Below are 12,428 nucleotides of genomic sequence, written 5' to 3' on the forward strand. Positions count from 1 at the left end.
TGCGTCACTTCAAGAGCGTGATCCGGTCCGCCTTCGGCGGGGCCAGGGGGCTGGTCGGGGTGGAGTGCGCCGTCAGGTAGGCGGTGAGGGCGTCCAGGTCCGACGGGCCGACGTACTTGTTGGTGCCCTGCTTGAGGGCGGGGAAGCCGTCGCCGCCGCCGGCCAGGAACTCGTTCATGGCGACGCGGTAGGTCTTGGCGGGGTCGAGCGGCGAGCCGGCCACCTTGATCGAGTCGGTGACGACGCGGGCGGCGCCCTGCTTGGTCATGTCCAGGGTGTAGGTCAGGCCCCGGGAGATCTGGAGGACCTTGGGGGACGCCTCGTTGGGGCCGCTGACCTGCTGCTGGAGGGCGGCCAGGAGCTGAGCGCCGGTCAGGTCCACGACGTTGGTCATGTTGGTGAACGGCTGGACGGTGAACGCCTCGGCGTAGGTGACGACGCCGTCGCCCTCGGCGCCGGACGCCTTGTAGGCGAGGTCGGAGCGGATACCGCCGGGGTTCATCAGCGCGAGCTGGGCGCCGCCCTTGCCGGCGTCCTGGGTGGCCGCCAACTGGGCGTCGGCGATCAGATCGCCCAGGGGCTCTTCGGGGGTGCCGGCGCCGCGGCCGTTGATGTCGGCGGAGATATAGCCGACGGGCTTGTTGGCGACGGGGGCGGCGAGCTTGTTCCAGCGGGCGATCAGGGACGTCATGTCCGGCGCCTTCGGCTGGGTGCGGTCGACCACGTGGTTGGTGGCGTGCGGGCCGTGGACCGCGGTGCGGACGATGTCGTGGGTCCGGCGGTCGTAGGTGAGCGTGGTGTCGGTGTAGAGGCGGCCGTAGGACGCGGCCGAGGTGACCGTGCGGGGGTGGCCGGCCGGGTCGGGGATGGTGCAGGTGTAGGACTGGTGGGTGTGGCCGGTGACGAGGGCGTCCACCTGGGGGCTGACGTGCTTGGCGATGTCCACGATCGGGCCGGAGATGCCGGCGCCCGGGCCGGGGCTGTCGCAGTCGTAGTTGTACGAGGTGGAGGCGGGCAGGCCGCCCTCGTGGATCAGCGCGACGATCGCCTTGACGCCCTGGCGGTCGAGGACCTTGGCGTACTTGTTGATCGTGGCGACCTCGTCGTGGAACGTCAGGTCCTTGACGCCGTCGGCGTTGACGATGTCCGGGGTGCCCTTGAGCGTCACACCGATGAAGCCGATCTTGACGCCCTTGTGCTGCCAGACCGTGTACGGCTTGAGGATCGGCTTGCCGGTCCTGTCGTCGGTGACGTTGGCGGCCAGGTAGGGGAAGTCGGCGCCCTGGAAGGTCTTGCCCTTCTCGTAGCAGCCGTCCTTGGGGTGGCAGCCGCCGCGCTGCATCCGCGTCAACTCGGTGCGGCCCTCGTCGAATTCGTGGTTGCCGACGGAGGTGACGTCGAGGCCGAGCTTGTTCATCGCCTCGATGGTCGGCTCGTCGTGGAAGAGGCCGGAGAGCAGCGGGCTGGCGCCGATCATGTCGCCGGCCGCCGCGGTGACGGAGTACGGGTGGCCCTTGCGGGCGGTGCGGAGGGACTGCGCCAGGTACTCGACGCCGCCGGCCGGGACGGTCTTCTTGGTGCCGTCGGCCTGGAGCTCCTCGACGGTGCCGGAGGAGCCCTGCGGCGGTTCGAGGTTGCCGTGGAAGTCGTTGAAGGAGAGCAACTGGACGTCGACCGTGCCGGCGGGCCGGTGGGCGCGGCCGCTGTCGGCGCCGGCGGGCGGCGCGGTGGCGGTCAGGGTGACGCCCGCGGCGGTGGCGAGCACGGCGGCGCCGGCGGCCAATCTGCGGGCCAGACGGCGCCGTTGAGGTGTCGGTGGCATGGTTCCCCTCCGTGGATGGTGCTGAGCGGACGGCAGCATATTGTCGACGCGCGTAGAGGGATAGGGGTCGGCGGCTTACGACTCGGTGGCCGGGCGGTGGCCGGGCGGATCGCGGCGGCGTCCGCGGCACCCCCGTGACGTCGCGGCAGCGTCGTACGCTTCAGACATGACTGACGCTGCACAGGAGATGGGCCGGACCGGCCGCAGGATCCAGGTGGTCGACGAGCTCGCGCCGGAAGGGGCCGCGGCCGTCCTTGAGCTGATCGAACGGGCCGCGCGGACGGACGGGCAGCCGGCCGTGTCCGAGCAGGGGCGGCTCCAGCTGCGGGGCGGCCGGCGGGACGGCGTACGGCATGTGCTGGTGTTCGCGCCGGGGGAGGCCGCCGAGGAACTGGTCGGGTACGGGCAACTGGAGGACACCGACCCGGTGGAGGCGCCGGCCGCCGAGCTGGTCGTCCACCCGGGCTACCGCGGTCGGGGCCACGGACGGGCGCTGGGCGGTGAACTCCTCGTCCAGTCCGGGCGCCGGCTGCGGGTGTGGGCGCACGGCGGGCACCCGGCGGCCCGGCACCTGGCGCAGACGCTGGGGCTGACGATGTTCCGTGAGCTGCGGCAGATGCGGCGGGCGCTGGCCGACCTGGACCTGTCGGAGCCGGTGCTCGCGGAGGGGGTGACGGTGCGGACCTTCCAGCCGGACACCGACGACGCGGCCTGGCTGGAGATCAACGCGGCGGCCTTCGCGCACCACCCCGAGCAGGGCTCGCTGACCCAGCGCGACCTGGACGACCGCAAGGGCGAGCCGTGGTTCGACCCCAAGGGCTTCTTCCTCGCCGAGAAGGACGACCGGCTGGTCGGCTTCCACTGGACGAAGGTGCACGCCGAGGAGGGCCTGGGTGAGGTCTACGTCCTCGGGGTGCGGCCGGGCGCGCAGGGCGGCGGCCTGGGCAAGGCGCTCACCGCGATCGGGCTGCGGCACCTGGCGGCGCAGGGCCTGGCGACCGCGATGCTCTACGTGGACGCGGACAACGTGGCCGCGGTGACGGTGTACGAGCGGCTGGGCTTCGTCACGCACGAGACGGACCTGATGTACCGGTCGGAGACGTGACCGGTGTGACGGGTGTGACCGGCGTGACCGGTGTGCGGGGAGTGGCCGGCGGCCGGTGAGCGGTGGATGGCCGGTGATGGTGTGCGGCGGGGCGGGCCAGGGTGCCCGCCCCGCCGCTGTCGTCACGCCGTCGGGGGCTGCTCCTGCTGCTCGCGCCACTCGCGCGCCAGGATCGCGTAGATCACCTCGTCGCTCCATTCGCCGTCGAGGAACTCGTTCTCCCGCAGCTGGCCCTCGCGGCGCATGCCCAGGCGCTCCAGCAGCTTGGCGGAGGCGGTGTTGCGGCCGTCCAACTCGGCCTGGATGCGGTGCAGTCCGAGCCCCTCGAAGCCCAGCTTCAGCAGGGCGCGGGAGGCTTCGGTGGCGTAGCCGTGGCCGGCGTGGTCGGGGTGGAAGACGTAGCCGATGCCGCCCTGGCGGTGTTCGCGGTGGGTGTAGACGAAGGTGACGTCGCCGACCAGGGTGCCCGTCTCGTGGACGACGACGGCGAGCTGGAGGATGTCGCCGGACTCCCGCAGGGTCGTGCGGGTGACCTTGTCGGCGACGGAGGCGCGGGAGCCGGCCTCGTCGTGCGGGCCCCAGTAGAGGTAACGGCAGACCTCAGGGAGGCGCTGGTAGGCGTAGACGGCGTCGAAGTCGTCGTGGCGCACCGGGCGGAGGTCCAGCCGCTCGGTCCGCAGTGGGTAGTCGGGGGTGAACGGGAGTGGGGGCAGCGGCGGTATGGGTGGTGTGGAAGGTCTGGGCACGCGCTCAGCGTAGGCAGCGGGGGCGGGCGGCGCCGGGGAGTTTTCCGGATGCGCGTGCGGTGCCGGCCCGGCTTCCGGCGCTTCGCCCGGATTGGCGGATGTGAAGATCGCGGGGCGGTGAGCCGACCGGGAAATACCCGGGAGTAGTTTCCCGCTTGCCTGGTCGCCATGTTCGCGTTACCGGCGGTTCAAGATCTCTTGCAAACATCACTGAATGCAGCCCGCTGTGCCGAACGTCCCGAACCCGCGGCTCGAAATCGTGCCGCCGCCTCCTGGCGCGCCTGGAAGCGCCCGAGCGCGGAAGAATAAGGACATGAACCAGCAGCGCGGCGCTCAGGCCCCGGCCCAGCCCGAGATGCCGTCCCAGGAATCGCCGAGGGTGGCAGACTCCTCGGTGCAGCAGCCCTCGGTGCAGCCGTCGGTGGGCTCGATCGCCGCGCACCGCCCGAACGCGGTCCGGCGCGCCCTCTCCGGGCTGGAGCCCGACCTCGACGCCGATCCGGATGCCTACGAGGACCGCGGCGTCCCGGGTGCGAACGGCGAGGAGCTGCCCAGCGGGCGCTTCCTGGACCGGGAGCGCAGTTGGCTGGGGTTCAACGAGCGGGTGCTGGAGCTGGCCGAGGACCCGGGCACCCCGCTCCTCGAACGGGCGAACTTCCTTGCGATTTTCGCCAGCAACCTGGACGAGTTCTTCATGGTCCGGGTCGCCGGCCTCAAGCGGCGGATCGCGACCGGGGTCGCCACCCGCTCCGCCTCCGGGCTCCAGCCCCGGGAGGTGCTGGACCAGATCTGGACCCGGTCCCGGGAGCTGATGGCGCGGCACGCCGCCTGCTTCCAGCAGGACGTCGCACCGGAACTCGCCGACCAGGGCATTCACCTGATCCGCTGGCCCGATCTGACCGAGAAGGAGCAGGCCCGGCTGTTCACGCTGTTCCGGCAGCAGATCTTCCCGGTGCTCACGCCGCTGGCGGTCGACCCGGCGCACCCCTTCCCGTACATCTCCGGGCTGTCGCTGAATCTGGCCGTGGTCGTCCGCAATCCGGTCAGCGGGCACGATCACTTTGCGCGAGTGAAGGTCCCGCCGTTGCTCTCCCGCTTCCTGGAGGCGTCCCCGCAGCGGTACGTGCCCATCGAGGACGTGATCGCCGCCCACCTGGAGGAGCTGTTCCCGGGGATGGAGGTGCGGGCGCACCACATGTTCCGGGTGACCCGCAACGAGGACCTGGAGGTGGAGGAGGACGACGCCGAGAACCTCCTCCAGGCCCTGGAGAAGGAGCTGATGCGGCGGCGCTTCGGGCCGCCCGTCCGCCTGGAGGTCGAGGAGTCCATCGACCCGTCCGTCCTGGACCTGCTGGTCCAGGAGCTGAAGGTCTCCGAGGCCGAGGTCTACCCGCTGCCCGGCCCGCTCGACCTGACCGGACTGTTCGGCATAGGGGCGCTGGACCGGCCGGAGCTGAAGTACCCCAAGTTCGTGGCGGGCACCCACCGCGACCTGGCGGAGGTGGAGTCGGCGTCCGCACCCGACGTCTTCGCCGCGCTGCGCGCCCGCGACGTGCTGCTGCACCACCCCTACGACTCGTTCTCCACCTCCGTGCAGGCGTTCCTGGAGCAGGCCGCCGCCGACCCGAACGTGCTCGCCATCAAGCAGACCCTCTACCGCACCTCCGACCACTCCCCGATCGTGGACGCCCTGATAGACGCCGCCGAGTCCGGCAAGCAGGTGCTGGTCCTCGTGGAGATCAAGGCGCGCTTCGACGAGCAGGCCAACATCAAGTGGGCACGGAAGCTGGAGGAGGCCGGCTGCCACGTCGTCTACGGCCTGGTGGGGCTGAAGACGCACTGCAAGCTGTCCCTGGTGGTCCGCCAGGAGGGCGAGACCCTGCGCCGGTACTCCCACGTGGGGACCGGCAACTACCACCCCAAGACGGCCAGGTTGTACGAGGACCTGGGGCTGCTGACCGCGGACCCCCAGGTAGGAGCTGACCTCTCCGACCTCTTCAACCGGCTCAGCGGCTACTCCCGGCGGGAGACCTACCGCCGACTGCTGGTGGCGCCCACCTCGCTGCGCGACGGGCTGATCCAGCGGATCAACAAGGAAGCCGCGCACCACCGGGCGGGCCGTCCCGCCTACGTCCGCATCAAGGTCAACTCGATGGTCGACGAGGCGGTCGTCGACGCGCTCTACCGGGCCTCGCAGGCCGGGGTGCCCGTCGACGTCTGGGTACGCGGCATCTGTGCGCTGCGCCCCGGGGTCGCCGGGCTGAGCGAGAACATCCGGGTCCGCAGCATCCTCGGCCGCTTCCTGGAGCACTCCCGGGTCTTCGCCTTCGGCAACGGCGGCGAGCCCGAGGTGTGGCTGGGCAGCGCCGACATGATGCACCGCAACCTCGACCGGCGGATCGAGGCACTGGTGCGGGTCACCGACCCGGCCCACCGGGCGGCCCTCAACCGGCTGCTGGAAACCGGGACGTCGGACTCGACCTCGTCCTGGCACCTGGGCCCGGACGGCAACTGGACCCGGCGCGCGGTGGACGCGGACGGCACCCCGCTGCGGAACGTACAGGAAATGCTCATCGACGCCCGGAGGCGCCGGCGTGGCCCAGCGACATGACCAGCCGGCCGGGGGGCCGTGGCCCGGTCTCCTCGGTACCGGCACGGGGATCAGTAGCGGAATCGGAAGCGGAATCGGATACGAGCCCGGCCGGACGCCGGGGGCCCGTGCAGCGGTAGTGGACGGGCCGGGGGACGGTGTGTACGGGGACAGGGCGTACGGGGAGATGCTGAGGCACGGGGCGGACGACGGTCCCTACGGGGCGGCGGGCGGCAATTACGCCACGGCGGGCGGGAACTACCGGGGGGAAGGCGGGAGCTACGCGGCCGGGGTGCCGTACGGGCCCGATGACGACCCGGCCGGGCCCGGGCTCGCCGGGCGGACGGCCGAGGAGGTGCTGGCCGGCTACCTCCACTGGCACGCCGCGGAATTCCTGCGCAGTCTGCGGCTCCACCGGGAGGCCGGCCCGGATGCGGCGGGCGCCGGCGAGGCGGCCCGGCAACTGCGTCGCGCCGCCCGCCGGATCAGCGCCACGCTGCACACCTTCCGGCCGCTGACCGAAGAGCTCTGGGCCGATCAACTCCGCGCCGAACTCGGCTGGTTGAGCGGCACGCTGGCCCGTGAGCAGGCGTGCACGGCGCGCCGCGACCGGCTGATGGGGGCGTTGCAGCGGCTCACCGGGCGCGCCGAGCGGATCGAACGGCCGGCGGAGCGGGGCGGACGGGGGAGCCGGAGCGCCCGGGACGGCCGCCCGGCCGCGTCCGGCAGCGCCGCCACGGCCACCGTCCCGGCCGCCGCCACCGAACCGGACCGGGAGAGCGCGCTCGCCGCCGGGGCCGCCCGGGCCGGGGCGCTGCTCGACCGGCAACTCACCCTGGCCCGTACGCGGGCCCACTCCGCGGCCCTCCAGGCGCTCGGCTCGTCCCGCTTCCACGCCGTCGCGGACGCGGTCGCGGTGCTCGCCTCGGAGGCGCCGCTGGCCCGCCGGGCCGGCGAGGTGTCCGCCGCGGAGGCCCTGCCGCCGCTCGCCGAGCAGGCGCACCGGCGGCTCGCCGAGGCGGTCGCCACCCTGCCGCTGGCCCGCGCCGGCCACCCGTACAACGCCGCCGCGCTCGCCGTCGACCACCACCACCAGGACGCGCCCTGGCACCAGGTGCGGCTGCTGGTCCGGCTGAGCAACTACGCCCAGGAGGTGGTCGCCCCCGAGACGGTCGACCCCCGGCTGACCGAATCCGGCCGGGCCCTGGAGCACCACCGTGACGCCGCCGAGGCGGCCGGCGCGGCCGCCGCCGCGGCCCGTACCCCGCGGATCGCGCCGGCCACCGCGTACGCGCTGGGCGTGCTCCACGCCGACCAGCGTCACGAGGTCGAGGCGGCGCGGTACGCCTTCGGCCTGGTGTGGCTGCCCGGCCCGGCCGCCGAGCGCACCGCCTGAGCGGGCCGGAAAACGGAACCGGAAAAGGAACCGGAAACCGGAAAAGGGGAGAGATGGGCAGGACGGCGGGCCACAAGGGCGGCGGAGCGGCCGGCGCGCGGACACCGGTGGCCGGGCCGATCCGGGCGGCGGGCTGCGTGCTGTGGCGCCGGGCGCCGGGGGGCGACGGGATCGTGCTGGCCCTGGTGCACCGACCGAAGTGGGACGACTGGTCGTACCCCAAGGGCAAGCTGAAGCCGCGGGAGGACCCGCTGCGCGGCGCGCTGCGCGAGGTGCTGGAGGAGACCGGGGCGACCTGCGCACCCGGCCCGGAACTCCCCACCGTCCGCTATCGGGTCGGCGGCCGGCCCAAGGAGGTCCGCTACTGGGCCGCCGAGGCCACCGGCGGCGGGTTCATCCCCAACAAGGAGGTGGACCGCCTGCTGTGGGTGCCGCCGGACGTGGCCCGCGACCTGCTCACCCAGGACCGCGACAAGGACCTGGTGGCGGCCCTGCTGGCCGCGCTGCACGCACCGGGTGAGGCGCCGGACGGGAACGGCTGAGCGGCGCCGAGGCGTCAGCCCTCGCGCCGACCGGCGCATACTGGAGTGATGCTGCACGGGGAAATCGAGATCAGCGCCTTCCTCAAGGCGCGCCGTGCCGAGCTCGACCCGGCCGAGGTAGGTCTGCCCGACGGGTTCGGCCGGCGCCGGGTGCGCGGGCTGCGGCGCGAGGAGGTCGCCCAGCTCGCCGGGATCAGCGTGGACTACTACATCCGGATCGAGCAGGGCCGGGCGCCCGCCGTCTCCGACTCCGTCCTGGACGCCATCGCGCGGGCGCTGCGACTCTCGGATGGCGAAGTGACGTATCTGCGGAACGTCGCGATGCCGCGCCGCCGCCCCGCCGACGGGGCCGCCGGCTGCGTGCCCGGACCGGCACAGACCGTGCGGCCGGAGATCCGGCAGCTGCTGGCGGCCATGGACCGCACGGTCGCCGCCGTCGTGCTGGGCCGCGGCCTGGACATCCTGGCGTGGAACGACTCCGGCGCCCGGCTCTCCTTCGACCTCGCAGCGCTGGACCCCGACCGGCGGAACACCGCACTGCTGGTCTTCCTCGAACCGGCCGCCCGGGAGCGGTACCCGGACTGGGACAAGAAGGCCGAGGAGGTCGTCGGCAATCTGCGCGCCGACAGCGGCCGGCACCCGGACGATCCGCGGATCTGCGAGGTGGTGAGCGAACTCCTCGACCGCAGCCCGGAGTTCCGCCGGATGTGGGCGGCGCAAGGGGTGTACGAGTGCCTGCGCGGCACCAAGCGGATCCGGCACCCGGAGGCCGGGGAGCTGACCGTCACCTTCGAGAGCTTCCGGCTGGGCGCGGACCCGGACCAGGTGCTGGTGACGTACACCGCGTCGCCCGGGTCGGAGTCCGAGGCCCGGCTGCGCGGGCTGGCGGCCGGCACGGCGGTCCCGGTGGGGAGCGCGTCCTAGGTAGGGCCGGCCGGTCTGTCCGGCGCACCAGGGTCGGAGCGGCCGCGGCGGTGACCGTGGAACGGGCTCCGGCCGGGCGCACCGGTCAGCCGCCGCGCGGGGCCAGCGCCTCCCACCGCACCGTGACCTCGCCCTGGCGCCGCCGGCGGGGGTCCCCGGCCAGCGGCCAGTCCGTCGCCAGGGAGGCGACCGCGGCGCGCCACCGCTGCCGGGCGCCGAGCGCGCCGAGCGGGGCGGCGCTCGCCCAGGCACGGTCGAAGTCGCGCAGGAAGGCGTGTACCGGCTCGCCCGGCACATTGCGGTGGATCAGCGTCTTGGGGAGACGTTCGGCCAGGTCGGATGGGGTGTCGAGGGAGCCGAGCCGGGTTGCGAAGGTGACCGTGCGGGGGCCCTCGGGGCCCAGCGCGACCCAGACGTGGCGCCGCCCGATCTCGTCGCAGGTGCCCTCGACCAGGAGCCCGTCGGGCGCCAACCGGGCGCACAGCCGCGCCCAGACCGCGGCGACCTCGTCCTCGTCGTACTGGCGGAGTACGTTCGCGGCCCGGATGAGGACCGGCGCGCGGCCGGGCCCGCCGGGCAGCGGCACCTCGAAGCCGCCGTGGACGAAGTCCAGCCCGGCGCGGGCGTACGGCAGGGCCGCGGCGACCCGGGCCGGGTCGATCTCGATGCCGACGACCTGGGCGTCCGGCCGGACCGTACGCAGCCTCCCGAGCAGCTCCAGCGCGGTCCAAGGGGCGGCGCCGTAGCCCAGGTCGACCGCGACCGGGTCGGCGGTGCGGCGCAGTTCCGCGCCGTGCTCGGCGGCGATCCAGCGGTCCATGCGGCGCAGCCGGTTGGGGTTGGTGGTGCCGCGGGTGGCGTTTCCGACCGGCCGGGACGGCGCGGGGGCCGGTACGGCGGCGGTGCGGGAGGCGGAAACGGGGGAGCGGCGGGCCATGCAGCGAGGGTATCGAGGGTATGGGGCCGCGGCGGCCCGGCCGGTCGGGTGCCCTGACCAGGGCCGCGCCCCGGCCCGCGGTCACGCTTTGGCAAAGTACGAAGAAAGTTCGAAGACGACGGGCCGGACGGAAATGGATGGTGGTCCGGCGTTGTTGCAGGGGGGCGGAGGCGCGCCACCCGCCCTCGTCTAGGAGGTAGCTCGCAGTGAGCCAATATGTGTCCAGGCTCCGCAGCCGTCCCCACAGCCAGTTCGCGGTCCCGTCGCGACTGCGCCTGCCCGGAGGGGCCCGGCGCCCCCGCCGGGTGGCGATGCTCAGCGTGCACACCTCCCCGCTCCACCAACCCGGCACCGGCGACGCCGGCGGGATGAACGTCTACATCGTCGAGCTGGCCCGGAAGCTCGCCGCGCACGGCATCGAGGTGGAGATCTTCACCCGGGCCACCACCGCGGCCCTGCCGCCCGCCGTCGAGCTGGCGCCCGGCGTGCTGGTCCGGCACGTCGACGCGGGCCCGTACGAGGGGCTGGCCAAGGAGGAGCTGCCGGCCCAGCTGTGCGCCTTCACCCACGGCGTGATGCAGGCATGGGCGGGCCACCGCCCCGGCTACTACGACCTGGTGCACTCCCACTACTGGCTCTCCGGCCACGTCGGCTGGCTGGCCGCGGACCGCTGGCGGGTCCCCCTCGTGCACGCCATGCACACCATGGCGAAGGTCAAGAACGCCGCGCTGGCCGTCGGCGACGCCCTCGAGCCGCACGCCCGGGTGATCGGCGAGACCCAGATCGTCGAGGCCGCCGACCGCCTGATAGCCAACACCGCCGAGGAGGCGGCCGAGCTGGTCCGGCACTACGACGCCGATCCCGGCAAGGTCGCGGTGGTCCACCCCGGCGTCAACCTCGACCGCTTCCGGCCGCTGGTGGACGGCGGTGTGGGCGGTGTCGGCGGTGTTGATGGTGTTGATGGTGTCGACGACGTCGCGGCCAGCCGGGCCGCCGCCCGGGCCCGCCTCGGGCTGCCGCAGGACGCGGTCATCCCGCTCTTCGCCGGCCGCATACAGCCGCTGAAGGCCCCCGACATCCTGCTGCGCGCCGCCGCGGTGCTGGTCGACGGGGACCCCTCGCTGCGTTCCCGGCTGGTGGTCCCGGTGGTCGGCGGGCCCAGCGGCAGCGGCCTGGCCAAGCCCGAGGGCCTGCAGAAGCTGGCGGCCCGGCTGGGCATCGCCGATCTGGTGCGGTTCCGTCCGCCGGTCGGCCAGGAGCAGCTCGCCGACTGGTACCGCGCCGCGTCCGTGCTGGTCATGCCCTCGTACAGCGAATCGTTCGGGCTGGTGGCGATCGAGGCCCAGGCGTGCGGCACCCCGGTCGTGGCGGCCGCGGTCGGCGGGTTGCCGGTGGCGGTGCGGGACGGCGTCAGCGGCTTCCTGGTCGCCGGCCACGACCCGGCGGAATACGCCCGGGCGCTGCGCCGCTTCCTCGACGACCCGTCGCTGGCCGCCCGGATGGGCAGCGCCGCGGCCCGGCACGCCCAGTCCTTCGGCTGGGACACCGCCGCCGCCGCGACCGCCGACGTCTACACCGCCGCGATGCAGGAGCGCCGCCGTCACCTACGATCGCTGCATGGGTGAGGAACGGGAGCCCTCCGCGGGCCAGCGGCAGATGACGGATGCCGGTGCGGTGATCGAGCGCACCCTCAAGGACGCCGACCTGGAGTGGGAGTCGCCCGCCGCGGGCACCTACGTCGTCAAGCTGCCCGGCACCCGCAAGCTCTCCACGACCTGTTCGCTGATCGTGGGCCGCCACTCGCTCTCCCTCAACGCCTTCGTCGTCCGCCGGCCGGACGAGAACCACGAGGGGGTCCACCGCTGGCTCCTCGAACGCAACACCCGCCTCTACGGCGTCAGTTACGCGATCGACCAGCTCGGCGACATCTACCTCGTCGGCAAGCTCCCGCTGGCCGCCGTCACCCCCGCCGAACTGGACCGGATCCTCGGCACCGTCCTGGAGAACGCCGACGGCAGCTTCAACACCCTCTTGGAGATGGGCTTCGCCTCGGCGATCCGCAAGGAGTACGCCTGGCGGGTGGCGCGCGGCGAGTCCACCCGCAACCTGGCGGCCTTCGAGCGGCTGACACGGGGCGACGCGGAGGGGTAGCCGCCCCGCCACCCCGCCCACGGCCGCCCCGGCGAACTCGCCCCGGCAGCCGCTACGAGGCTCGGCGGGCCCCGGGGCCGGTCCGGTGGATCAGGATCGGACGCGTCCTAGCGGCGCCGGGCTAGTGTCCTGCGCCGGAGATTCGTCGGCAGAAACGGGCGAGGGAGTCGAGGATCTCCTCGGCCGTCTTGGTCCAGATGAATGGCTTGGGGTCC

Annotated in this window: 10 protein-coding genes; 7 read left to right on the plus strand and 3 right to left on the minus strand. The window is 73.5% G+C overall.

The genetic code is table 11. From position 1 onward, the window contains the following. Positions 1 to 4: 4 nt before the first annotated feature. Positions 5 to 1,822 carry a bifunctional metallophosphatase/5'-nucleotidase gene (locus ACFVT2_RS39640; protein WP_390026326.1) on the minus strand — a complete coding sequence of 606 codons (1,818 nt, stop codon included), beginning with the start codon at positions 1,820 to 1,822 and terminating at the stop codon, positions 5 to 7. Between the two features lie 187 nt (positions 1,823 to 2,009). Here ACFVT2_RS39640 and mshD point away from each other — a divergent pair, with 187 nt between their 5' ends. Next, on the plus strand, positions 2,010 to 2,927 hold the full coding sequence (mshD, locus tag ACFVT2_RS39645; RefSeq protein ID WP_390026351.1) for a mycothiol synthase: 918 nt from the start codon (positions 2,010 to 2,012) through the stop codon (positions 2,925 to 2,927). 122 nt (positions 2,928 to 3,049) lie between these two features. Here mshD and ACFVT2_RS39650 read toward each other — a convergent pair whose 3' ends face one another. Further along, a complete protein-coding gene (locus tag ACFVT2_RS39650) occupies positions 3,050 to 3,673 on the minus strand; it encodes a GNAT family N-acetyltransferase (RefSeq protein WP_390026328.1) in 624 nt (207 codons plus the stop codon). A 313-nt stretch (positions 3,674 to 3,986) separates the two neighbouring features. On the opposite strand from ACFVT2_RS39650, the gene ACFVT2_RS39655 reads away from it, so the two are divergent. The 4 genes from ACFVT2_RS39655 to ACFVT2_RS39670 all read left to right on the plus strand — a co-directional run bounded on the left by ACFVT2_RS39655 (position 3,987) and on the right by ACFVT2_RS39670 (position 9,125). Further along, the gene (locus ACFVT2_RS39655) at positions 3,987 to 6,284 is read left to right on the plus strand and encodes an RNA degradosome polyphosphate kinase (RefSeq protein WP_390026330.1); all 2,298 of its coding nucleotides are present in this window, start codon (positions 3,987 to 3,989) and stop codon (positions 6,282 to 6,284) included. 166 nt (positions 6,285 to 6,450) lie between these two features. After that, a complete protein-coding gene (locus ACFVT2_RS39660) occupies positions 6,451 to 7,659 on the plus strand; it encodes a CHAD domain-containing protein (protein WP_390026332.1) in 1,209 nt (402 codons plus the stop codon). 53 nt (positions 7,660 to 7,712) lie between these two features. Next, positions 7,713 to 8,201, plus strand: coding sequence for an NUDIX hydrolase (locus ACFVT2_RS39665; protein ID WP_390026335.1), 489 nt, complete (start codon positions 7,713 to 7,715; stop codon positions 8,199 to 8,201). A 48-nt stretch (positions 8,202 to 8,249) separates the two neighbouring features. Beyond that, positions 8,250 to 9,125: a helix-turn-helix transcriptional regulator gene (locus tag ACFVT2_RS39670; RefSeq protein WP_390026338.1), complete on the plus strand. Its 876-nt coding sequence runs from the start codon at positions 8,250 to 8,252 to the stop codon at positions 9,123 to 9,125. An 85-nt stretch (positions 9,126 to 9,210) separates the two neighbouring features. On the opposite strand, the gene ACFVT2_RS39675 is transcribed toward ACFVT2_RS39670, so the two are convergent. After that, on the minus strand, positions 9,211 to 10,062 hold the full coding sequence (locus ACFVT2_RS39675) for a class I SAM-dependent methyltransferase (protein WP_390026341.1): 852 nt from the start codon (positions 10,060 to 10,062) through the stop codon (positions 9,211 to 9,213). Positions 10,063 to 10,268: 206 nt separating this feature from the next. Here ACFVT2_RS39675 and ACFVT2_RS39680 point away from each other — a divergent pair, with 206 nt between their 5' ends. Continuing rightward, on the plus strand, positions 10,269 to 11,687 hold the full coding sequence (locus ACFVT2_RS39680) for a glycosyltransferase (RefSeq protein WP_390026343.1): 1,419 nt from the start codon (positions 10,269 to 10,271) through the stop codon (positions 11,685 to 11,687). Beyond that, positions 11,680 to 12,213, plus strand: coding sequence for a YbjN domain-containing protein (locus ACFVT2_RS39685; RefSeq protein WP_390026346.1), 534 nt, complete (start codon positions 11,680 to 11,682; stop codon positions 12,211 to 12,213). The genes ACFVT2_RS39680 and ACFVT2_RS39685 overlap by 8 nt, the downstream gene beginning before the upstream one ends. The last annotated feature ends 215 nt before the right edge of the window (positions 12,214 to 12,428 follow it).

The organism is Streptomyces sp. NPDC058000 (assembly GCF_042886435.1).
Classification (GTDB): domain Bacteria; phylum Actinomycetota; class Actinomycetes; order Streptomycetales; family Streptomycetaceae; genus Streptomyces.

What these genes read in the sequence shown, in the direction of transcription:
- ACFVT2_RS39665 (WP_390026335.1), top strand. Translation starts at nt 7,713, where the DNA reads ATGGGCAGGACGGCGGGCCACAAGGGCGGCGGAGCGGCCGGCGCGCGG.
- ACFVT2_RS39660 (WP_390026332.1), top strand. Translation starts at nt 6,451, where the DNA reads ATGCTGAGGCACGGGGCGGACGACGGTCCCTACGGGGCGGCGGGCGGC.
- ACFVT2_RS39655 (WP_390026330.1), top strand. Translation starts at nt 3,987, where the DNA reads ATGAACCAGCAGCGCGGCGCTCAGGCCCCGGCCCAGCCCGAGATGCCG.
- ACFVT2_RS39670 (WP_390026338.1), top strand. Translation starts at nt 8,250, where the DNA reads ATGCTGCACGGGGAAATCGAGATCAGCGCCTTCCTCAAGGCGCGCCGT.
- mshD (WP_390026351.1), top strand. Translation starts at nt 2,010, where the DNA reads ATGGGCCGGACCGGCCGCAGGATCCAGGTGGTCGACGAGCTCGCGCCG.
- ACFVT2_RS39640 (WP_390026326.1), bottom strand. Translation starts at nt 1,822, where the DNA reads ATGCCACCGACACCTCAACGGCGCCGTCTGGCCCGCAGATTGGCCGCC.
- ACFVT2_RS39685 (WP_390026346.1), top strand. Translation starts at nt 11,680, where the DNA reads ATGGGTGAGGAACGGGAGCCCTCCGCGGGCCAGCGGCAGATGACGGAT.
- ACFVT2_RS39675 (WP_390026341.1), bottom strand. Translation starts at nt 10,062, where the DNA reads ATGGCCCGCCGCTCCCCCGTTTCCGCCTCCCGCACCGCCGCCGTACCG.